Origin of the sequence: Streptomyces sp. NPDC019531 (assembly GCF_044903305.1) — a bacterium.
Taxonomy (GTDB): domain Bacteria; phylum Actinomycetota; class Actinomycetes; order Streptomycetales; family Streptomycetaceae; genus Streptomyces.
In genome coordinates, this window is record NZ_JBJDQL010000029.1 from 93,842 (window position 1) to 116,048 (window position 22,207).

General features: G+C 72.2%; 15 protein-coding genes and 1 pseudogene. 8 read left to right on the forward strand and 8 right to left on the reverse strand.

Going from position 1 to position 22,207, the window contains the following annotated elements:
- Positions 1 to 9 precede the first annotated feature (9 nt).
- A complete protein-coding gene (locus tag ACI2L1_RS29080) occupies positions 10 to 3,162 on the forward strand; it encodes a sarcosine oxidase subunit delta family protein (protein WP_404742348.1) in 3,153 nt (1,050 codons plus the stop codon).
- On the forward strand, positions 3,155 to 3,757 hold the full coding sequence (locus tag ACI2L1_RS29085; protein WP_404742349.1) for a sarcosine oxidase subunit gamma: 603 nt from the start codon (positions 3,155 to 3,157) through the stop codon (positions 3,755 to 3,757). Before ACI2L1_RS29080 ends, ACI2L1_RS29085 begins: the two co-directional genes overlap by 8 nt.
- Positions 3,758 to 3,767: 10 nt before the next feature.
- Here the strand turns inward: ACI2L1_RS29085 and ACI2L1_RS29090 are convergent, their stop codons facing one another.
- Together ACI2L1_RS29090 and ACI2L1_RS29095 are read right to left on the reverse strand one after the other, a co-directional pair.
- Positions 3,768 to 4,559, reverse strand: a complete 792-nt coding sequence (locus tag ACI2L1_RS29090; RefSeq protein ID WP_404742350.1) for an IclR family transcriptional regulator — start codon at positions 4,557 to 4,559, stop codon at positions 3,768 to 3,770.
- Positions 4,560 to 4,615: 56 nt separating this feature from the next.
- A pseudogene (locus ACI2L1_RS29095) lies at positions 4,616 to 4,795 on the reverse strand (CGNR zinc finger domain-containing protein); the annotation flags it as partial.
- Here ACI2L1_RS29095 and ACI2L1_RS29100 point away from each other — a divergent pair.
- The 5 genes from ACI2L1_RS29100 to ACI2L1_RS29120 all read left to right on the forward strand — a co-directional run bounded on the left by ACI2L1_RS29100 (position 4,782) and on the right by ACI2L1_RS29120 (position 12,993).
- A complete protein-coding gene (locus ACI2L1_RS29100) occupies positions 4,782 to 5,561 on the forward strand; it encodes a metallophosphoesterase (protein WP_404742351.1) in 780 nt (259 codons plus the stop codon). The pseudogene ACI2L1_RS29095 and the gene ACI2L1_RS29100 sit on opposite strands and share 14 nt — an antisense overlap.
- A 348-nt stretch (positions 5,562 to 5,909) precedes the next feature.
- Positions 5,910 to 6,893, forward strand: a complete 984-nt coding sequence (locus ACI2L1_RS29105; protein WP_404742352.1) for a hypothetical protein — start codon at positions 5,910 to 5,912, stop codon at positions 6,891 to 6,893.
- 48 nt (positions 6,894 to 6,941) lie between these two features.
- Positions 6,942 to 8,801, forward strand: a complete 1,860-nt coding sequence (locus tag ACI2L1_RS29110; RefSeq protein WP_404742353.1) for an HSP90 family protein — start codon at positions 6,942 to 6,944, stop codon at positions 8,799 to 8,801.
- Positions 8,802 to 8,803: 2 nt separating this feature from the next.
- Positions 8,804 to 12,034, forward strand: a complete 3,231-nt coding sequence (locus ACI2L1_RS29115) for a hypothetical protein (protein ID WP_404742354.1) — start codon at positions 8,804 to 8,806, stop codon at positions 12,032 to 12,034.
- Positions 12,035 to 12,153: 119 nt separating this feature from the next.
- Positions 12,154 to 12,993 carry an endonuclease/exonuclease/phosphatase family protein gene (locus ACI2L1_RS29120; RefSeq protein WP_404742355.1) on the forward strand — a complete coding sequence of 280 codons (840 nt, stop codon included), beginning with the start codon at positions 12,154 to 12,156 and terminating at the stop codon, positions 12,991 to 12,993.
- A 9-nt stretch (positions 12,994 to 13,002) separates the two neighbouring features.
- On the opposite strand, the gene ACI2L1_RS29125 is transcribed toward ACI2L1_RS29120, so the two are convergent.
- The 4 genes from ACI2L1_RS29125 to ACI2L1_RS29140 form a co-directional block, all read right to left on the reverse strand.
- Complete coding sequence (locus ACI2L1_RS29125; protein ID WP_404742356.1) at positions 13,003 to 14,013, reverse strand: 2-hydroxyacid dehydrogenase; 1,011 nt, start codon at positions 14,011 to 14,013, stop codon at positions 13,003 to 13,005.
- A gap of 47 nt (positions 14,014 to 14,060) precedes the next feature.
- On the reverse strand, positions 14,061 to 15,116 hold the full coding sequence (locus tag ACI2L1_RS29130; RefSeq protein ID WP_404742357.1) for an L-idonate 5-dehydrogenase: 1,056 nt from the start codon (positions 15,114 to 15,116) through the stop codon (positions 14,061 to 14,063).
- Positions 15,117 to 15,185: 69 nt separating this feature from the next.
- A complete protein-coding gene (locus tag ACI2L1_RS29135; protein ID WP_404742358.1) occupies positions 15,186 to 15,959 on the reverse strand; it encodes an SDR family oxidoreductase in 774 nt (257 codons plus the stop codon).
- Entirely contained in the window at positions 15,956 to 16,840 is an 885-nt protein-coding gene (locus ACI2L1_RS29140; protein WP_404742359.1) for an NAD(P)-dependent oxidoreductase, read from the reverse strand. The genes ACI2L1_RS29135 and ACI2L1_RS29140 overlap by 4 nt, the downstream gene beginning before the upstream one ends.
- A gap of 329 nt (positions 16,841 to 17,169) precedes the next feature.
- On the opposite strand from ACI2L1_RS29140, the gene ACI2L1_RS29145 reads away from it, so the two are divergent.
- Positions 17,170 to 18,654, forward strand: a complete 1,485-nt coding sequence (locus tag ACI2L1_RS29145; protein WP_404742360.1) for a gluconokinase — start codon at positions 17,170 to 17,172, stop codon at positions 18,652 to 18,654.
- Between the two features lie 17 nt (positions 18,655 to 18,671).
- On the opposite strand, the gene ACI2L1_RS29150 is transcribed toward ACI2L1_RS29145, so the two are convergent.
- Positions 18,672 to 20,117 carry an MFS transporter gene (locus ACI2L1_RS29150; protein ID WP_404742361.1) on the reverse strand — a complete coding sequence of 482 codons (1,446 nt, stop codon included), beginning with the start codon at positions 20,115 to 20,117 and terminating at the stop codon, positions 18,672 to 18,674.
- A complete protein-coding gene (locus tag ACI2L1_RS29155; RefSeq protein WP_404742362.1) occupies positions 20,114 to 22,171 on the reverse strand; it encodes a multicopper oxidase family protein in 2,058 nt (685 codons plus the stop codon). Before ACI2L1_RS29155 ends, ACI2L1_RS29150 begins: the two co-directional genes overlap by 4 nt.
- Positions 22,172 to 22,207: the final 36 nt, after the last annotated feature.

The window sequence follows — 22,207 nt, forward strand, 5'->3', positions numbered from 1 at the left end:
CCGAACGACATGCTGCTGATCCCCTGCCCGTGGTGCGGGCCCCGCGACGAGTCCGAGTTCCACTACGGCGGCCAGGCCCATGTCCCGTATCCGCAGACCCCGGCCGACCTCACCGACGAGGAGTGGGCGCGCTACCTGTTCTTCCGCGCCAACCCGAAGGGCCCGTTCGCGGAGCGCTGGAGCCACGGGGCGGGCTGCCGACGGTGGTTCAACGCGGTACGGGACACGGGGACGAACGAGATCCTGGCGGTGTACAAGACGGGGGAGGAGCGTCCGGCGACGATCGAGCCACGTTCGTTGTCTCCAGCCCGTCCGGCGTCTGAGGGCGAGGCCCCTTCAGGGCCGATCGGGGGTGCGGGGGCGAAGCCCCCGGAACGGCGCGGCACCCTCCGGATCACCTTCACCTTCGACGGCATCGAGTACCAGGGCGCAGAGGGAGACACCCTCGCCTCCGCCCTCCTCGCGAACGGCGTCATCCAGACCGGCACCAGCATCAAACTCGGCCGCCCCCGAGGCATCTTCTCCGCCGGCGTCGAAGAACCCAACGCGGTCGTCCAGGTCGAGAAACCCTTCCCGGAGCCGATGCTCCCCGCAACGACCGTGGAGCTCCACGACGGCCTGGTCGCGAGCAGCCTCCCCGGCCGGGGACGCCTCGCGACCGAACCGGACCCGGCTCGCTACGACGCCGTACACGCCCACTGCGACCTGCTGATCATCGGCGCGGGCCCGGCAGGTCTCGCGGCCGCCGCGGCCGCCGCCGGCACCGGCGCCCGCGTGATCCTCGCCGACGACCGCCCCGAACTCGGCGGCGGCCTGCTCGGCACCGGTGAACTCCTGGACTGGGCCGCCGAGTTGGGCACGCGTCTCGACACCGCCCCCGAGGTCCGCGTCCTGCGCCGCACCACCGTGTTCGGCTACTACGACGACAACCACCTCCTCGCCGTCGAGCGCCGCACCAACCATCTCGGCGCCGAGGCCCCCGACAACGTCTCCCGCGAACGCGTCCACCGCATCCGCGCCCGCCGGGTCGTCCTGGCCACCGGCGCCCACGAGCGCTCCCTCGCCTTCGCGGACAACGACCGCCCGGGTGTGATGCTGGCGGCCTCGGCCCGCATGTACGTCAACCGCCATGGCGTGCTGCCCGGCCGGCACGCGGTCGTGTTCACCACCAACGACAGCGCCTACCCGGCCGCGCTGGACCTCGCCGCGGCGGGCGTCGCCGTCGCGGCGATCGTCGACACGCGCCCGGAACCGGGGGAGTGGGCGGACCGCGCCCGTGCGGCCGGCATCGAGGTGCTCGCGGGCCACGCCGTCTCCGGCACCGAGGGCGAGGCGCGGCTGACCGCGGTGACCGTCGCCCCGTACGGACGGACCGTCGGGCAGCGGGAGTTCGCCGCCGACCTGCTCCTGGTCTCCGGCGGCTGGAACCCGGTGGCCCACCTGTTCAGCCAGGCGGGCGGAAAACTCCGACACGACGAGACACTCGGCACCTTCGTCCCGGACTCCTGCCGTCAGGCCGTCGAGGTCGCGGGCAGCGCGAACGGCGTGTTCGACCTGCCCGGCGTCCTCGCCCAGGGCGCGGCCGCCGGCGCCCGCGCTATCGAGGCCGAGGGCTACACCGCCGCGACGCCACGCCTCCCGCAACCGCCCCCGCAGCCGCGACCGACACCGCCCATGCAGGTCTTCACCGTCCCCGGCCGGGACGGCGCCCCGCGTTTCGTCGACCTCCAACGGGACGTCACCGTCGACGACTTGAGCCGCGCCACCGGCGCCGGAATGCGCTCGGTCGAGCACACCAAGCGCTACACGACCGCCGGTACCGCCAACGACCAGGGCAAGACCTCCGGCGTCCTCGCGAGCGGTGTCGTCGCCGAACTGCTGGGCGTGGACATCTCGGCGCTCGGCACCACGACCTTCCGGCCGCCGTACACGCCCGTCTCCTTCGCCACCCTCGCTGGCCGCGACCGGGGCGCGCTGCACGACCCGATCCGCACAACCGCCCTCCACGCATGGCACGTTGAGCACGGAGCCCGCTTCGAGAACGTCGGCCAGTGGAAGCGACCCTGGTACTACCCGCGGGCCGGCGAGGACATGGAGGCGGCCGTCCTGCGCGAGTGCGCCGCCGCCCGTGACGGAGTCGCCTTCATGGACGCCTCCACCCTCGGCAAGATCGACGTACAGGGCCCGGACGCCGCCGTCCTCCTCGACCGGCTCTACACCAACATGATGTCCACTCTGAAGGTCGGCATGATCCGCTACGGCGTGATGTGCCGCCTCGACGGCATGGTCTTCGACGACGGCACCGTCATCCGCCTCGCCCAGGACCGCTTCCTGGTCACGACGACCACGGGCAACGCGGCCGCCGTACTGGACTGGATGGAGGAGTGGCTCCAGACGGAGTGGCCGGAGCTCAAGGTGCACTGCACCTCCGTGACCGAACAGTGGGCAACCGTCGCCCTCGTGGGCCCGAAGTCCCGTGCGGTCCTCGGCTCGCTCGCGCCCCGGCTGGCGGTGTCCAACGACGACTTCCCGTTCATGGCCTGGCGCGAGACGACCGTCGCGGGCATCGAGGCCCGGGTCTGCCGGATCAGCTTCTCCGGCGAACTCGCCTACGAGATCAACGTGTCCCCCTGGGAGGCCCTCGCCCTCTGGGAGGCGCTGTACGAGGCCGGCACCCCGTACGGCATCACCCCGTACGGCACCGAGACCATGCACGTCCTGCGTGCCGAGAAGGGCTACCCGATCATCGGCCAGGACACCGACGGCACGGTCACCCCGCAGGACCTCGGCATGAGCTGGGCCGTGTCCAAGAAGAAGCCCGACTTCATCGGCAAGCGTTCCCACGCCCGCGCCGACACCGTACGCCCCGACCGCAAACACCTCGTCGGCCTGCTCCCCGAGGACCCCGGCACCTTCCTCCCCGAGGGCACCCACCTGGTCGCCGACAGTGTGCTGCCCGCCCCGCCGGTCCCGATGCTCGGCCACGTCACCTCCAGCTACCGCAGCGCGGCCCTGGGCCGGACCTTCGCCCTCGCCCTGGTCAAGGGCGGCCGCGAGCGCATCGGCGAGCGGCTCTACGCCCCCGTCGGCGACCGGCTGGTCCCGGTGACCGTGGCAAGCCCCGTCCTCTACGACCCCGAGGGAGCCCGCCGCGATGGCTGACACCGCCCTTACCGCCCCGCTCCGCAGCCCCCTGTCGCATGCCGCCGAACGCCTGGCCGCCGCGACCCGTACCTCCGGGGGCGCGGTCCGGCTGGCGGAACTTCCCTTCCTGACCCAGATCAATGTCCGCCTCGACCCCAAGGGGGCGGCGGCCGACGGCGTCGGGTCGGCCCTGGGGCTCCACTTGCCCGTCGAGCCCGACACCGTCGTACGGGCGGGGGACCTGACCGCGCTGTGGCTCGGCCCCGACGAGTGGCTCGTGGTGGGGCCGCCGGGGCGACGGGACGTGGAAAGCCGTATCCGCGAGGCGTCGGGGGACGAGCCGGTGTCCGTCGTCGACGTGTCCGCGCAGCGCACCACGCTGCTCGTCGCGGGACCCCGCGCCCGCGACCTGTTGGCCCACGGCTGTTCGCTGGATCTGCACCCGCGCCACTTCGGGGCGGGGCGCTGCGCGCAGACCACCCTGGGCCGCGCCCAGGTGGTGCTGGTCGCGCGCGAAGAACCGAGTGCCGGGTTCTGGGTACTGGTCCGCTCGTCCTTCGCCGGTTACCTCACGGACTGGCTGCTGGACGCGGCCATGGAGTGGACGTCCTGAGGGCCGGACATCAGCCCAGGTGGCCGAGCCGACGGCTGAGTTCGTCGGCTCCCCGGATCAGTACCGGTGCCAGCTCGTGCATCCGCTCCTCGGTGAGGCGGAAGGCGGGCCCCGAGGCGGTGAGCGCGGCGACGACCTCTCCGTCGCGGGAACGCACGGGCGCGGCCATGGCGTTGAGTCCCTCCTCGTACTCCTCGACCGTCATGGCGTAGCCCTGCTCACGGACCCGGACCAGCTCCTCCTCCAGCTTCTGCCGGGAGGTCACCGTGCGTGCCGTCATCCGGTCCAGCCCGGCCGCGGCGACGAGCTCGTCCCGGCGCTTCTCCGTGACATGGGCGAGCAGGACCTTGCCGCTCGACGTGCAGTGCATCGGCGTGAGCCGGCCGACCCAGTTCTGCGCGGTGATGGCGGACTGGCCGCGCACCTGGTCGAGGTTGATCACGTGATGCGATTCCAGCACCGCGATGTTCATCGTCTCGCCCAGCGCGTCGGCGAGGCGCTCGCAGATGCCGCGCCCGTGCTTGGTCACGTCGATGCGCCCGGTGACCGCGCCGGCCAGCCGCACGATGCCGAAGCCGAGCCGGTACTTCCCGCGCTCGCCCTCCTGCTCGACCATCCCGTGCGCCTCCAGCGCTCCGAGGAGCCGGAACGCGGTGGACTTGTGGACGTCGATCAACTCGGCCACTTCACTGACGCCTGCCTCGCCGCGCTGGGCAAGAATCTCCAGCACGGTGACAGCCCGGTCGACGGACTGCACACCGCCACCGGACGTGCCTGCGGACTCGGTGCCGTAGCTGCTCATGGCGGAACCTTATGCGAAGGGGTCAACACCGGTCATGGGATGACGATCGCTGATCATCAGACGGCTCCGGCTGAGGCAATGCCCCGTCGAGGCGGGTCAGCCGCTCCCGGGGTCCTGCACGCCGAGGGGGTCTTCTTGCGGGCCCGGTACGCCGCCGCCTTGATCCTGTTGCCGCGCGACTCCATGCCGCACCACTGCCGGCGCATGTCTCGGGAGCGGCCGATGCAGACGCGGGAGTGCTACGCGAACCTCGATGTCGACCGGGTCCGCACCTGGAACAACTTCTTCACCAACAACACCCGTTCGGCACGCTTCCGCCCCTGGATGCCGGCGGCCGGCAACCACGAGATCGAGAAGGCCAACGGCGCGCTCGGACTCGGCGGCTACCAGACCTACTTCGACCTCCCCTCCACCGAGACGGACGCCGAACTCGCCGGTCTCTGGTACGCGTTCACGGTCGGCTCGGTCCGCGTGATCGTGCTGCAGAACGACGACAACTGCCTCCAGGACGGCGGCGACATCTACATCAACGGCTACTCCGGAGGGCGCCAACTCGCCTTCCTGGAAAAGGAACTCAAGGCGGCGCGGTCCTCCCGTGACGTCGACTGGGTGGTCGTCGCGATGCACCAGGTCATGATCAGCTCCTCCGACGCCAACGGCGCCGACCTCGGACTGCGCCAGAAGTACGGCCCCCTGTTCGACAAGTACGGCGTGGACCTGGTGCTGTGCGGCCACGAGCACAACTACGAGCGCTCGCTGGCCGTCCGCGGAGTCGTCACCGGCAGCGAGACACTGACCCCCAACCCGGTGTCCGGGGCCACGGACTCCATCGACACCGGCCTCGGCACCGTGCACATGATCCTCGGCGGCGGAGGCGTCTCGGGTACCACGAACCAGAACTTCTTCAAGGACGGCAGCGCCAAGGTGATCACCGCGGTGTCGGCGACCGCGGGCGCCAACGGCAAGCGCACCTCCACCTACACCAAGGAAGAGGCGGTCTGAACGGGGGTCCGGGACATCGACCACCCCTACGGCTTCGCCGCCTTCACGGTCGACCCCGGCCGGCACGCCGGCGACACCACCCGCATGCACGTGACCTACTACAACGTGAACAAGCCGAACGGCGACCTGTCGGTCTTCGAGACGTTCACACTGCACCGCCGCCGGTCCGACGGCCACGCCAGGTAGGCCGCCCGGTCGGGGACTTCGGCGCACGTCGCTTCCTCGGCCCGCCGGTCCCTCGATGTGTGACAACCCGGTCGAGCGCGTGTGAAAACCCGGTGGAAGCGCTGTCAGTGGTGCCGCTTATGCTGCACCGGACGATCACGCGGTACCAGGGGAGGGCGCGGCATGTTCGGCAAGCTGTTCGGCAGGGATGCGGAGAGACCGGCGGATCCGCACGCCCTGCCCGTTCCGCGCAGACAGAGGAACGGGACGTACGCCCTGCGTGCCCTCGGGGACACCCGGGTGCTCGCGCTGGTGGAAGCGGCCGACGCCGGTGACTGGGAGGCCGTCAAGGCGGCCCTGGCCCCCTTCGACCTCGGCCGCGACCACCAGGTCCTCGCCGAACTCGCCGAACTGGACGGTCTGCAGGACTGGATCGGCCGGGCCGTCGAGGAGGACAAGGAACACCGGGCCACCGCCCTGCTGATTTCCGGCACGCGTCACATCAGCTGGGGCTGGGAGGCCCGCACCTCCGCGCGCGCCGTGAACGTCACGCAGGAGCAGTGGCGGACCTTCCACGAGCGGCTCCACATCGCCGAGGAACAGCTCCTGGAAGCCGCCGAGTTGCGGCCGGAGTGGATCACTCCGTGGCGGCGTCTGCTCACCTCCGGGCGCGGCATGTCGCTGGGCCCCGCCATCAACGAGACCCGGCGTGACGCCGCGCTGCGGCGCGACCCGCTGGACCTGGAGACCCACATCGAGTGGGTGTCGCAGCTGCAGCCCAGGTGGGGCGGTGAGCCCGGCCAGGCCCTGGAGTTCGCCCGCGGAGCCTTCGCCGGCGCGCCCGACGGGCACCGCCTCGGCTGTGTGATCGCCATGGCCCACATCGAGGAGTGGGTGGAGTCGGACAGCAAGGACCATCTCGACACCACCCAGGTCCAGGAGGAGTTGAGGGAGGCGGCCCGGCGCAGCATTCTCCACCCCGCCTACGAGCGGCCCCTCGGCTGGCAGGAGGACTTCAACATCTTCGCCATGGCCCTGGGCCTGTCCACCGAGAGCATCGTGGCCCCGCGTGTCTTCCACGAGCTGGACGGCGCCTGCACCACGTGGCCCTGGACGTACATGGCACAGCCGGAGAAGACGTACGCCCGCTTCCGGCGCCGTGCCTGAGCCCGCCCCCGCCCGCCGCTCGTCGACGACCTCACCCCGGACTGCCCGATGACTCTGCCCGACACCCCTTCGAGCCCGGCCCGCGCCGACCGCACCTTCCAGGTGGACCTGCGCGGCCTCGTCGATCTCCTCTCCCACCACCTGTACTCAAGCCCCCGCGTCTATCTGCGCGAGCTCCTGCAGAACGCGGTGGACGCGCTGACCGCCCGGCACGCCCTCGAACCGTCCGGCCGCGCCGACGCCGCCTTCGGCATCCGCCTGTACGCCGACGGCTCGGTGGTGCGAGTCGAGGACGACGGCGTCGGTCTCACCGAGGCCGACGTGCACACGTTCCTCGCCACGATCGGCCGCAGCAGCAAACGCGCAGAGCGGATAGCCGAGCAACGCGCCGACTTCATCGGCCAGTTCGGCATCGGTCTGCTCTCCTGTTTCCTGGTCGCGGACGAGATCCACGTCGTGAGCCGCTCCGCCCGCACCCCCGACGCACCCGCCGTCGAGTGGCGCGGACGCGGCGACGGCAGCTACACCGTCCGCACCCTGCCCGCCTCCGCCCGCCCCCGGCCCGGCACCACCGTCACTCTGACCCCGCGCGCCGACGCGGCCGAATGGACCAGCCCGGCCCAAGTCCACGCGCTGGCCCGCCACTTCGGTTCCCTGCTCCGCCACCCGGTGACCTTCGATGACGGCACAGGAGGCCAGGGCGACCCTGGAGCGGCCGTCAACCCCGAGCCGGCACCCTGGGCGCGTACCTACCCCACACCAGGAGCCCGTTCCCGCGCGCTGGCCGCGTACGGCGAGGAGGTCTTCGGGTTCACGCCGCTGGACACCATCGAGCTGGACCTGCCCGCCGTGGGCCTGAAGGGCATCGCCTGCGTGCTGCCCGAGGCGGTGCCGGCCGGGCGCCGCCACGGCCACCGCGTGCACGTCAAGGGCATGCTGCTGTCCGAGCAGGCCGAGGAGATCCTGCCCGACTGGGCGTTCTTCGTCCGCTGCGTCGTCGACGCCGAGAGCCTGCGCCCGACGGCCTCGCGCGAGTCCCTGTACGAGGACGACACCCTCGCCGCCGTCCGCGACGCCCTCGCCGAGCGGCTGCGCGCGTGGATCGCCCGGGCCGCCGCCAGCGACCCGGAGCTCCTTGGCCGCTTCCTTCAGGCCCACCACCTGGCCGTGAAGTCGCTCGCGGTGCACGACGACGAGATCCTGCGGATGCTGCTGCCCTGGCTGCCGTTCGAGACCACCGACGGGCACACCACCCTCGACGAGTTCGCGCGCCGCCACCGCACGGTCCTCGTGACATCGAGCGTGGAGGAGTTCCGACAGGTCGCGGCGATCGCCTCCGCCGCCGGCCTCGGCGTCGTCAACGGCGGCTACACCTACGACCGTGAACTGGTCCACCGGCTCCCCGAGATCAGGCCCGAGGCCACCGTCGCCGACCTCGACCCGGCGACCCTCACCGCCCACCTCGACCCCGTCGACCGGGAGACGGAACTCGCCGCCGCGGCCTACCTCGCCCAGGCCCGTGACGCCCTCGCCGTCTTCGACTGCGACGTCGCGCTGCGCACCTTCCAGCCCGCCTCCGCCCCCGCCCTCCTCGTCGACAGCCGCGAGGCCAGGCACGAGCGCACCCGCTCCCAGCTCGCCCGTGAGCAGGACGGCGGCCTGTGGGGCGACATCCTCGGCCATCTGCGCCAGGAGGCCCCGCGGGCCCAGCTGATCCTCAACCAGCTCAACCCGCTGGTGCGCACCGCCGTCACCATCGACGAACCCGAACTGGCCCGCACCAGCGCCGAGGCCCTCTACGGGCAGGCGGCGATGCTGTCCCGGCGCCCGCTCAGGCCCGCCGAGTCGAGCCTCATCAACCGCTCCTTCCTCGACCTCCTCGCCCACGCCCTCCGCAAGGACAGCTGACGATGCCCACCACACCCCAGACCACCGAAGAGCTGTACCGGGCGCTCCAGGAGAACGACGGGCGTCCGTACGGCCGCCCCCGCACCGTCACCGCCGAGGAACTCGTCGACGCCGCCGAGCAGTTCGAGGAGCCCGTCGCGCTCGTCCACGCCCTCCTCGAACTCCAGGAGGCGTACACCTACGGCTCCGAACCCCGCAAGTCGCCCGTCGTCTTCGCCCGGCTGCTCACCCTCTTCGACGAGCAGCCCGACCTCTTCGACGAGCGTCTGCGCCACATGCTGTTCTGGCGGTTCAAGTGGGTGGCCCATGCCCTGCGTCAACTGCCCGAGATACCGCTGGCCAGCCTGCGGCAGTGGCTGACGGAGATGCGTGACCGGTACGAGAAGGCCGGCCTCGCCCTTCAGCCCTACTACGGGCAGGCGTACCAGCTCGCCGCCCACACCGGTCAGGACACCGTCCCCGCCTACGAGTTGTGGGCGGGCCGTACCCGTACCCGGCTCAGCGACTGCGAGGCCTGCGAGATCTGTGAACGGGCCCTGTTCCATCTCGCGGCGGGCGACGACGAGCGGGCCCTGAGCGCCTGGGAGCCCGTCCTGGCGGGGAAGGAGTCCTGCCAGGAGGAGCCGGCCCGCTCCGTGTCGCACGCGCTGCTGCCCCTGCTGCGCACCGGCCGTACCGACCGGGCCCGCGAACTGCACCTGACCGGCTACCGCGGCTGCCGCCGCAACCCCTCGATGTCCGGGGAGGTCGGCCGGCACCTGGAGTTCTGCGCGCTGACCGGCAACGAGGCACGCGGCCTGGAACTGCTCGCCGAGAACCGCGGCCTGTTCGACGAGGTCGACTCACCGCTGGAGCAGCTCGACTTCCTGACCGGCGTGGAGGTCCTGCTCCAGCGGATCGAGCTCCTCGGTCATGGACAACTGCCCGCCGCCGGATACGCGGGCCGCATCTGGACGGTGTCCGGTCTCCACGCCGAGGTGCGGGACTGCGCCGACGACCTCGCCGCCCGCTTCGACGCCCGTAACGGCACCACGACCCACGCCGACCGCCGCCGGGCCCGTCTCGACCGTGCCCCGCTCCTGGACGCACTGGAACTCACCCTGCGCACCCGCGCCCTCGACGACGTGGCCCCGGCCACCACGGTCGCCGCGCCGGCCGCCCGTACGGTGACCGCAGTCCCCGACTCGCTGCCCGAACTCATCCTCCGCGCACGGGAGTTGGACGAGGAGGGGCACCCGGACGCACAGGCCTGCTGGGCACGGCTGCGCACGCTCGTCGCCGCCCGCGACTACGCCCACCCCGACGACCCGGCCGTCGGCCCGCTCGTACGACTGCGCGCGGACCTGCTGGCCGACGAGGCGAGCCGGGCGGGCGAGAAGGACGAGTACAGCGAGGCCGCCGACCTCCACGAGGAGGCCGCGGCCCTGTACGACGCCGCCGGCCTGCCGGCCCACGCGGCCCTCGCGCACGCCTGCGCGCTGCTCGCCGCGGCCGAGATTCCGGCGGAGGGCAAGGAGGAGGCGGAGCCCGAGGAAAGCACGGAAGGTGCCGGGTCCGCGAAGGGTGCCGACAACGCAGGCTCCGCGAGGGACGCCGACGGCCTTGATTCCGCGGAGGGTGCCGGTGGTGCCGGGCCCGTGGGGGTGGCCGTCGGTGGCGAGTCCGTGCAGGGTGCTGTCGGCTCCGAGTCCTCGGACAGCTCCGGCGGTTCCGATTTCGTGGAGGGTGCCGGTGGTGCCGGGTCTGTGGGGGTGGCCGTCGGTGGCGAGTCCGCGGAGGGTGCCGTCGGCTCCGAGTCCGCGGACAGGGTCGGCGGTGTCGAGGCGAAGGCCGCCGCGCTGGCCGCCGCCCACGCCGCAATGGTCCGGCTGTGCGAGGAGACGCCCGGTCTCGCCCCGTACCAGGAGGCCCGGCTGTTGCGGCTGCGGGCGACCGCGCTCGGCCTGCGCCTCCAGACGACGAGGAGCGAGGAGCACATCGCGCCGGTCTTCGCCGAGGTGGACCTGCTGCACGACTTCGCCACCCGGCACGACGTCGCCGCGCAGATCTCCGGCGGCCTGCTGCTGCGGGCCAGCACATACGCCCTCTCCGGCGATCTGCCCGCCGCGGTCTCCGAGATCGACGCCCTCCTGGACCGGCTGAGGTCACAGGGCCCGGCCTGGCACCTGCCCCGCACACTCGCACTGCGCGGCAGGCTCCAGTTGGGCCTCAGGGACGCGCAGAGCGCGTACACGGACCTCACCGAAGGCCTGCGGCTGGCGGCCGACTGGCCGGACGGCACGGTCGAGATCACCCGTATCCACGGCGATCTGGCCGAGGCCTGTATGCATCTGGGCCGCCCCGAGGAGGCACTGCGGCACCTGACGCGTTCGGCGGAGGCCGACCTTCGCCTCGGCAGCAGGATCGACGCGTTCTGCACCTACAGCAACGCGGCCCAGCTCAGCCTCGACCTGGGACGCATCGAGGACTGCATCGCGCTGCTCGACTCCCTGCTGGCCGAACCGGACGTCGTCGCCGGGGAACTGGACGACCGGCTGGCCGCCCAACTGCGCCTGACCCGTGCCCGCGCACTGCACGCCGGTGAGGACCTCAAGGCCGCCACGGCGGAGTTCGTCACCCTCGCGGCCGAGTCGGCGGGCTGGGCCGACGACCCTGGGAGCCACGCCATGATCGCCGCGGAGACGGCTGTACTCCTCGGTGAGTCCGGCGAGTTCGGCCGGGCGCGCGAAGCCGCGGACCAGGCGATCGCCGCCCATGCCCAGGCTCCGCGTTTCGAGCAGCTCAGCAACTGCCTGCGCGAACTCGCCCGCCTCCAGGCCCAGCGGCAGGGTCCGGAGGGCCTGGCGGACGCCCTCGCCTTCCTCACCGACGCCGGCAAGGTCGCCGACGAGGCGCGTGCCGCCGGGTACGAGGCCCGCGGGCGCTCCCTGGACACGGCCCTGGCCTACGAACACGGCAGGGTCAACGCCTACGCGGGTGAGTACGAGGACGCGCTGGTCCACCTGGACCGGGCCCTCACCCTGCTCGGCGAACCGGGACAGGACGACGACCGCGCGGGCGAGTGGGCGGAGTGCGTCCGCCTCGCGGGCGCCGTGGAGGGCCTCTACCTGGAACGCCCCGCCCCCGCCCTCACCCGCCTCGACGCGGCGGTCTCCCGCCTGACCGCCCTGGGCCACACCGAGGAGACCGAGCCGTTGGCCTCCTTGGCGGCCCGGCTGCGCGACGAGGAGTGACAGGGGCGCGGTGTCGGGGCGACAGGCCGTCCCGGCACCGCCTTCTACGATGTTCCGGGCACGGCCCGCGGCCGGTCAGCCTGATTCCTGCCGCCCTGTGTGTCCATGTGGAGGAGGCGATGGTGCTGGGAAGGGGCACGCGGTTGCTCGCGGGTGCCATGACCGCGGTCTGGATGGTGCTCGTCGGCCCCAGTGCACCGAGCGGTGCCTCCTCCGACGGGTCACTGCCCGTCGCGGCCGACCGGGACGTCGTACCGAACCGGGTCATGACCTGGAACATATGCAACCCCTGCGAGAGCGGCGCCGTCGACCGGGCGGCGGAGATCGCCACGTTCGCGCCGCAGGTCATCGGGCTGCAAGAGGCGTGCGTGGGTGACGTCGAGCGGATCCGGGACTATCTGGAGAGCCTCTACGGGCTCGACTACCACGTCGAGTACGGGTCGGTTCTGCGTAGTTGGGGCCGCTGCGGGGGAGCGCCGTGGAATCCGGGAGGCTACGGCGAAGCCATTCTCTCGGCGGCACCGATGACCGACCACGTCGCCGTGGAGTATCCCGACGGAGGATCCGAGGACCGCGGGTACATGGCGGTCACCACCATGGTGGGCGGCCGGCCGGTCCGGGTCTTCAACACCCACCTCGCCGAACGCCGCCAGGAGACGGTCCGGGCGGAGCAGGTCGGCGTCCTCGCCGCGGAGGTCGCCCGGTACGACCGCGCCATCGTCATCGGCGACTTCAACGCGGTGCCGGACGCCCCCGAGCTCAGCGAGATGTGGCCACTGGCCACGGACATGGACCCGCAGTGCCGTCCCTTGTCCACCGGCATCTGCGAGCCGACCACCGACTGGCAGAGCAAGTTCGACTACGTCTTCCTGCGCGGCATCGTCCCGCTCGAACACCATGTGCAGCCGAGCCCGTACTCGGACCACCACATCGTGTACTCCGACCTGGCCCCGGGCTGACGAGGCGGCTTACGTGGGGGGAGTGCCGGGCCGGTCCGGTGTGCCCGGGATCGGGGTGGGGGCGGCCTGCCCGTCCAGGACCGCCTCGATGTTGCGGGCGGCGAGGCTCACCATGGCCGCGCGGGTCGCCTCCGTCGCCGAGCCGACGTGCGGCAGCACCACCAGGTGCGGCTCGGCGAACAGCGGGTCGGAAGGGTCCGTGCGCGGCTCGCCGGTCATCACGTCCAGCCCCGCCGAGTGCAGTTCGCCGCGGCGCAGCGCCCCCAGCAGGGCGTCCTCGTCCACCACTCCACCGCGTCCGGTGTTGACCAGGGTCGTGGTCGGTCTCATCAGGGCGAGTTCGGTGGCACCGATCAGGCCCCTGGTCTCCTCCGTCAGCGGAGTGTGCACGGACACCACGTCGCTGGTCCGCAGGAGTTCTTCGAACGGCACCCAGCGGGACAGTTCGTCGTCCTCCTTGCGTCGTGGGTGGTGGTGTTGCACGCGCATACCGAAACCGGCGGCTCGGCGGGCCACGGCGCGCGCGATCTGGCCGTAGCCGATCAGCCCGAGTGTCGCGCCGTGCACGTCGAGCCCGAGGAACGCGTCCATCCGGAAGGCGCCCCAACCGCCGCGGCGCAGCGTGTCCACGCTTGCGGGCAGGCGGCGCCGAGCCATGAGGATCAGAGCCATCGCCACGTCGGCGGTGGTGTCCGCGAGCACATCGGGGGTGTGGGTGACGACGACACCGCGCTCCTCGGCGGCTGCCACGTCGATACCGTCGTAGCCCATCGAGGCGAGCGCGACGACCCGCAGGCCGGGTCCCGCCGCGTCGAGCAGCGCGGTGTCGACGCGGTCGCTGCCGAGGACCAGCAGCCCCTCGCAGTCCCGGGCCAGCTCGCCCAGCTCGGCCGGGGCGGGCGGTGCGCTTCCCGGCCAGGCGGTGACGTCGAAGCGGGTGGCGAGGCGTCTGACGCCGTCTCCCGGAAGGCCGGTGCGGGCGACCGCCACTCGGGGGCGGTGGGAAGGTGTGCCGGACATGTTCAACTCCGTTGCAGGCGAGGGGGATCGGGGCGCGCGGTCTCGTGTCAGGCCGTCGGCTGCTCCTCGAAGTCCAGCAGCACCTTGCACGAGCGGGCGGGGTCGGCCGCGAGCTCGAACGCCTTCTGTGCGTCGGCCACGGGTACTACGGAGGTGACCACCGGGTCCACGGGGAGGCTGCCGTCGGCGAGTGCCCGGAGGACGTCGGCGAGCTCGTCGTCGAAGCGGAAGGAGCCGACGAGCCGCAGTTCCCTGGTGATCAGCGCGTTGGCGGCCACCGGGGTGTCCCCGGGCGGGAGCAGGCCGAGGCCCACGACGAGGCCGCCGCGGTCGACTCCGTACACACACGTGCGCAGTCCCGCCGGGCTGCCGGAGGACTCGATCGCGAGGTCCGCGGCGAGTTCGTCGAGCCCGTCGGCGTCGGCGCCGACCCGTACGGTCGAGGTGGCGCCCACTTGCCTGGCGACGGCCAGCGGGGCCTCGTGCACATCGGTCACGGTGATCTCGCCGGCGCCGGCGGCCCGGAGTGCCGCCACCACGAGGCAGCCGATGGGGCCCGCTCCGGTGACCAGCACCCGCTTGCCGCGTACGTCGCCGGCCTGTCGTACGGCATGCCAGGCGACCGCGGCCGGCTCGGCGACCGCGGCGAGCCGCGGGTCCAGACCGTCGGGCAGCGCGAGCACCCGCTCGGCGGGTACGACGATGACGTCGGCGAAGCCGCCCTGCACATGGGGGTTGCGGGCGGCGCTGCCCAGGTAGCCGGTGTCCAGGCAGGTGTTGCGCCGCCCGGCGAGACACTGTCGGCAACTGCCGCAGGAGGCCAGCGGGTGCACGGCCACCGGTGTCCCCGGCGGCGGCGCCTGGGTGCCGGGGCCCGCCTCGCGCACCTGGCCCACGATCTCGTGGCCGAGCACCAGCGGCTCGCGGAGCCGGAACTCGCCGACCGCGCCGTGGCGCCAGTAGTGCAGGTCGGAGCCGCAGATGCCGCCGTACCGGATGTCGACCGCGACCTCCCCCGGACCGGGCACCGGTACCGGCCGCTCCTCCAGACGAAGGTCGCCCGCGCCGTGCGCCACCACGGCCCGCATCGTCGCTGAGTCCATGTTCTCGTCCCGCTCTCCGCCGAACGCTTCGGCTGCTTCGATTGGTTGCGTGTGCTGAATGACGATGGGTCAGACGACCGCGGTCAGTCCGCCGTCGACGGCGATCACCTGGCCGTTGACGAAGTCCGACGCCGGTGCCGCGAGCCACACCAGCGTGCCGACCAGGTCCTCGACCGAGGCCCAGCGTCCGGCCGGGGTACGGCCCCGGATCCATGAGTCGAAGGCGGGGTCCTCCACCAGCGGGCGGGTCAGCTCGGTGACCACGTAGCCGGGGGCGAGCGCGTTGACGGTGAGCCCCGATCCGGCCCATTCCGCGCACATGCTGCGGGTCAGCATGGCGAGGCCGCCCTTGGACGCCGCGTAGGCCGCGATGCCGGGCCGGGCCAGCCAGGTCTGGACGGAGCAGATGTTGACGATCTTCCCGTGGCCGCGGGTGACCATCCCGGCGGCGACCGTGCGGCCCACCAGGAAGGCGCTGGTGAGGTTGGTGTGCAGGACCCGTTCGAAGGTCGCCGCGGAGACCTCCAGCATCGGCTCACGGTGCTGCACACCGGTGTTGTTGACGAGGATGTCCAACGGGCCGATGCCGTCCTCGATCTCCTGGACCGCTCGTCGTACGGCCGTCTCGTCGGTGACGTCGAAGGCCGCCGTGTGCACCTTCGCCCCGGTGCGTTCGGCCAGGTCGTCCCGTGCCTGCTCCAGCGCCGCGGTGTCGCGGCCGTTGAGGACGAGTTCGGCGCCTGCCTCGGCCAGGCCGGCGGCGAGGGCTGCTCCGATGCCTTTGCTGGAGCCGGTGATCAGGGCGCGGCGGCCGCTGAGGTCGAACAGGGCGGACGTCTTCACGGCCGTACCTCCAAAGGGGTGTAGTAGTGCATCAGGGCCGCGTTGTCGGCGTCTCCGTGCCCGGCTGCACTGAGCCAGCGGTGCAGTTCCGCGACGGCGGTGGTGACCGGCAGCGGCACACCGGCCGAGCGCGCGTAGTCGCGGGCGGCCTCCAGGTCCTTGACCATGTTGCTGACCCGTCCGGTGGGGGAGAGGTCCGCCTCGGCGAACTTGACGAAGAACTCCTGCAGCAGCGCTGAATCGGCCCTGCCTCCACTGAGTGCGGTGAGCACCTTCCGGGGTGGCAGTCCCGCCGCCCGCACCAGGGCGGCCGCCTCGGCGAGGGCGGCGAATCCGCAGCCGACCAGCACCTGGTTGACGGACTTCACCAACTGACCGGCGCCGGGCGGGCCGAGGTGCGTCAGCCGGGAGGCCAGGGCACCGAGAACGGGCAGTGCGCGTTCGACATGCTCCTCCTCGCCGCCGAGCATCAGAGTCAGCTCACCGCGCTCGGCACCCGGGACACCGCCCGACAGCGGGGCGTCGACCCAGCCGGCGCCCAGCTTCGCGGCACGCTCGGCGAACTCGCGGGTGCGTTCCGGGTCGATGCTCGACATGTCGATCACGAGCACGCCCTCCGGTGCGGAAGTCAGCACCCCGCCCGGCCCGAAGGCCACCTGCTCCACGATGTCGGCGGTGTTGAGGGAGAGGACCACCACACCCGACGTGGCGAGCAGGGCGGGCGATTGCGCCGTCGCGGCCCCGTCCCGGGCGAGGCCGGCGACGGCCTCCGGCCGGATGTCGTAGACGCGCACCGCGCGTTCGCGTGCGAGCAGCCGACGGGCGATGGCGGAGCCCATGACTCCGAGCCCGGCGACACCCACCTCCATATGTCCTGGCACCTGACCTCCTGAACCAAATACTGTTTGATGAACAATATCCTGTACGCAAGACTGAGGAAAGAGGTGAGGATGCCGCCTCGGTCTGCAACTTTGTAGGGTGCTCGTCCAGCATGTTGGCTTCGACTCCATATGCTGTTACGGTCACGCCGGAGACGCCCGGCGGGGCTCTCACCGATCCCGCCGACGCTCGCTGGTTCTCCGGCCCCTGAGCCGCCCGCCCCGCGCCTCTGATCCCCGCTGCCTGGGCGCCGGGCGGGCACCCAACCCGATTCCTCTGCCGAGCCGACCCCGAAGGGCGTGCCCGGAGCCAAGCCGAAACGGAGAACGTGATGAACGACGTCGGCGAGGTGGTGCTCGGCATCGACCTGGGCACCACCGCCACCAAAGTGGTCGCGGTGGACGGCGACCACCGGCTGGTGTCGACCGTCGAGCGCCCTGCCCCGATGCGCACCGCACGCGACGGTGAAGCCGTGCACGACCCCGAGGCGGTGCTGGCCGGGGTGATCGAGGCGGTGCGCGAGAGCACCGACGCGTGCACACGACAGGGGCTTGCCGTCGGTGGCCTGTCCTTCAGCGCGGCCCTGCACACCCTGCTCGCCCTCGACGCCTCCGGAACCCCGCTGACCCCCGCGCTGAGCTGGGCCGACACCCGCGCGGCCGACGTCGCCCGGAGCCTGCGCGCGGCCGACGGGAGCGCGGAGCTGCACCGGGCCACCGGTACCCCCGTCCACCCCATGGCGCCGCTGGCCAAACTCGCCTGGTACACCGCGCACGAACCCGCGCTGATGAGGCGTGCGGTCGCCTGGTGCGGTCTGAAGGACTTCGTCCTGTCCCGGCTGACCGGCCGCCTGGTGACCGACCTCTCCTGCGCGTCGGCCACCGGCCTGATGGACATGCGCACCACCCGATGGCACCCGCCGGCACTGGAGGCCGCCGGAGTGAGCTCCGAGCGGCTGCCCGAACTCGTCCCGCCCACCGAGGTGTTCGCGCTGCTCCCCGAACCCGCCTCCGCTCTTGGTCTGCCCGCCGGCCTGCCCGTGGTCACCGGAGCCGGAGACGGGCCGCTCGCCAACCTGGCGGTCGGCGCCACCGCGCCCGCGACCGCCGCCCTGTCCCTGGGCACCAGCGGAGCCCTCCGCGTCGTACGCGACCGCCCGGGCGTGGACGAACGGTGCCGGGTGTTCTGCTACTACCTCGCCGACGGGCTGTGGGTGCTCGGCGGCGCGGTCAGCAACGCCGGGGTCGTCGCCCAGTGGGCCGCCGAGTCCTTCGGCGACATCGACGTCGCCGATCTGCTGAAGGAGGCGGCCGCGGTCGAGCCCGGGGCGGAGGGGCTGCTCGCGCTGCCCCATCTGCTCGGCGAACGGGCCCCGTGGTGGGACCCGGACGCACGCGGTGCCCTGATCGGCCTGCGGCGCGGACACGGCAGGGCACACATGGCACGCGCCATGATCGAGGGCGTCGGCCAGCAACTCGCCCTGGTGCGCGACTCGTTGTGCGAGGCCGGCGCACCGATCACCACCGTACGGGCGACCGGCGGAGCTCTGCGCTCCAGGCTGTGGGCGGAGATCGTGGCCGCCGCACTCGACATGCCGTTGGAGATCACCGACGACGCGGCGGGCTCCGGCTTCGGCGCCGCCCTGCTCGGCCGGCGCGCCCTCGGCGACCTTCCGTCCCTGGCCGCCACCCCCCTCGCCCCGGTTCAGGCTCGCCCGCACCGCACGGTGGCCCCCGACCCCCTCGCGGCCCGGCGGATGGCGGACGCCCGGCCCCGCACCGAGCGGCTGTACCGGCTGCTGCGCGAGACGTACTGACCTCTCCCGGCGGCAGTTCACCGGACGGGCCGTCCTGCCGTCCGGTCGCGGAACCGCCCGGCGCCGGTGACGACCGCTCCGACGTCGGGCCGCAGGCGCGCCGCCTCCGCGACGGAAAGGAGCGGGAGCAGCGCCAGCAGCCCGAACGCCAGTCGGTACGGCGCCGTCGGCCCGTCCAGGCCGAGCGGCGCGGCGAATGCGCCGGCCGCGCGCAGGGCCACGGCACCGAAGACGACGCCGAGCCCCGCGGCGAGCTGCTGCATCGTGCTGGAGAGCGTGTTGGCGGAGCTGGTCCGGTCCGGTTCGATGTCGGCGAAGCCGATCGAGGCATAGGCGCTGAGGGAGACGGACCGGCACACACCACTGGCGAACAGCACGGTCAGCACCACGAACACAGGCGTGCGGGGGCCGAGTGACCCGCAGAGCAGGAACGTCCCCGCGGTGGCGGCCCCGTTCGCCAGGAGCACGGTGCGGAAACCGAAGCGGCGCAGGAGCGGGGTGGTGAGGGGCTTCACGGCGACATTGCCGGCGAAGACCGCGACCAGGACGAGCCCGGCCCGGGCCGCGTTCCAGCCGAAGGCGTCCTGGAACATCAGCGGCAGCAGGAACGGCACGGCGCTGATCGCGGCGCGGAACAGCGCCCCGCCGACGTTGGACACCCGGAACGTGCGCACCCGCAGAAGCGTCGGATCGAGCAACGGGTGCCGTGCGCGCAGGAAATGAACGACCGTCAGAATGCAGACGAGCGTGCCCGCGCCTGCCCATGCCGTGGCGCCGCCCCACACTCCCGGCGGTCCGCCGAACAACTCCAGCCCGTACACCGTCGCCGCCAGCCCCGCCCCGCCGAGCACGAAGCCCGCCCAGTCGAGACGGGGCGGCTCGGCCTCCCTGAGGTCGGGCACCATCCGCAGGGCCGGCACCAGCGCCGCCACTCCGAGCGGGACATTGACCAGGAAGATCCAGTGCCATGACGCGTACTGGGTGAACAGACCCCCGAGCGCGGGTGCGGCGACGGGGGCAAGCAGTCCCGGCCAGGTCAGATAGGCGATGGCCCGCAGCAGGTCGGTCTTACGTGTGCCGCGCAGCACCACCAGTCTGCCGACGGGCACCATCATCGCCCCGCCGATTCCCTGCACCACCCGCATCGCCACCAGCTCCGGGAGCCCTGGAGCAGCGGCGCACAGCGCCGAGGCGGCGGTGAACACCGTGACGGCCGCGGCGAAGACACGCCGGGCGCCGTAGCGGTCGGCGGCCCAGCCACTCGCCGGAATGAACACCGCGAGAGCGACCAGGTACGCCGTGATGGCGAGACCGATGTCCACCGGCCGCACCCCGAGGGATGCGGCCATGTCGGGGGCGGCCGTGGAGATGATCGTGCCGTCCAGGTTCTCCATGAAGAACGCCCCGGCCACCAGCAGCGCCAAGCCCCTGCCGTCGTCTCTCCGGCCGCCCCGCGTGTTCATCCGTGCGTCTCCGCGTCCTGCTCCGAATCCGACATGCCCGAGCCCGTGTCCATGCTCATGCTCATGTCGCCGATGTCCTGTATCTGCTCCGGCTGGACCACGAACCGGCGCATCATGCCCATGTCCTCGTGTTCGAGCATGTGGCAGTGGTAGACGAACTGTCCCGAGGAGTCGCCGAAGTAGCCGTCCACCGTGACCAGTTCGCCGGCCCCGACCCGGACCGTGTCCTTCCAGCCCTGCTCCCCGGGCGGCACCGCACCGGCTCCGGTCCACTTCAGCGGGGTGCCGCTGCCGCAGCCGATGCCTCCATCGGGCATCGGGAACGACGTGAACCCGCCGACGTCGTACGTCTCCCGGCTCACCACCCGGAAGCTGGTCGCGTGGATGTGCATGGGATGCGGCCAGCCGCTGGGTGCGGCATGCAGGAAGCGCCACCTCTCCCAGCTCCGCGTACGCACGAAGAAGCGCACCGGATCGTGGAAGTCGGCCGCCCTGCGCCGGTACGTGGTGACGCTCCCGTCCGCCTCCTTGATCTGCACGATGCCGTCGACAGGCAGCTCACCGGAGGGGGCGCCGGTCTTCTCCATCTCCCAGCACAGGGCCTGCCCGGGGCCCATGGGCGTCAGCACGACCAGTCTCTCCGTGCCGGGCCTGGCAGGCCTCGTGTCCCCGCGGGCGCCGCGCAGCCGCTGCGGCATGACGAACGGGTCGCGGACCGGCTGCCGCGCCACTCGGAACTCCATCACCTGCGGCCAGGGTCCCGGATCCGGGTTGGCGTTGGTGTTCACCAGCCGCAGGCGGCGGCCTCGGAACGCCGAGAAGTCGACCAGCAGGTCCGCGCGCTCGGCGGACGCCAGCGTCAGACCGTCGTGCACCGGCACGGGCTCGTCCAGCAGCCCGTGGTCGGTGCCGATCTGGTGGACGGTGCCGGCCGGCACGGCGCGGCCGTCCTCGTCGGTCAGCCGGAGTTCGTACTGACGGGTGTTGGCACCGTTGACCAGACGGAAGCGGTACCACCGGGGCTGCACCTCGAGGTGAGGCCATATGACCCCGTTGACCAGGGTGTACGGTCCGGTGAACGCCCGCATCTGCAGCAGCGGTTCGCTGTGGATGACGACCGTCTTGTGCAGGAGGCGTCCGGTCAGCAGGCCGGCGTCGTCGGTCTCCAGATTGCGGTCGGAGATGAGCAGGGGCACCTCGTGGGCACCGCTCGGGAGGCCGAGACCGTCCTCCTCCTCGTCGCGTATCAGATACATCCCCGACAGTCCGGCCATCACGTTCCACCGGGTGATGTTCATGGCGTGGTCGTGGTAGAACAGCGCAGCCGCGGGCTGGTCGTTGGGGTACTCCGACAGCTGCGACGCGCCCGGCTGCAGCCCGTTCTCCGGCCAGCCGTCGTTGCCGCTTCCCGTGAGGGCCCCGTGCAGGTGTACGACGGTCCACGGCCGTAGCTCTGCGACATCCTCGCGCGCCGGGTACCCGCTCCGGCCCGGCTGGTCCCAGATCGGCGGTGTCTGCGTGACGTTGGGGACCTCGACCGCGGTGAGCGGCAAGGCGCCGGAGAGGCTGTTGGTCCAGGTGACGCGGAGCCGCTCGCCCCGGCGGACCTCGATCGTGGGTCCCGGTACGTGCCCGTCGTAGGTCCACACGGGGGTGGGCGGAAGCTGTGAGTGCAGGCGCACCGTCGCGGCCCGCATCCGGACGGTGGCGTACGAAACTCCGTCGGCGCGGGTCTTCTTGAGGGGCGGGGGAATGCGCAGGGGGTCGAGGTAGGGGGTGAGGACCTTGTGCCCGGGCGCGTCAGCGGCCGCCTCGACCACGCCCCGTCCGTCGTGGGCGTGGTCGTCGGCCGGACGCTCCACCGCTACCGGCGCCATCTGAGCGCCGGCTGCCGCGGGGTCCACCTGAGCACCGGCTTCAGCGGTTCCTTCCGCTGTGGCGTGCTCGCCGACCGCGATCAGCATGCCTGCGGCGGCGGCGGCGGTCGAGGCGAGGAGCACCCGGCGGGTGAGGGGTTTTACGGGTCGTTCCGGTCTGCTGTGTTCGTCTTCCATGTGTGTGCCGTCCTTCGCTCGTCACGGCGGCGGACC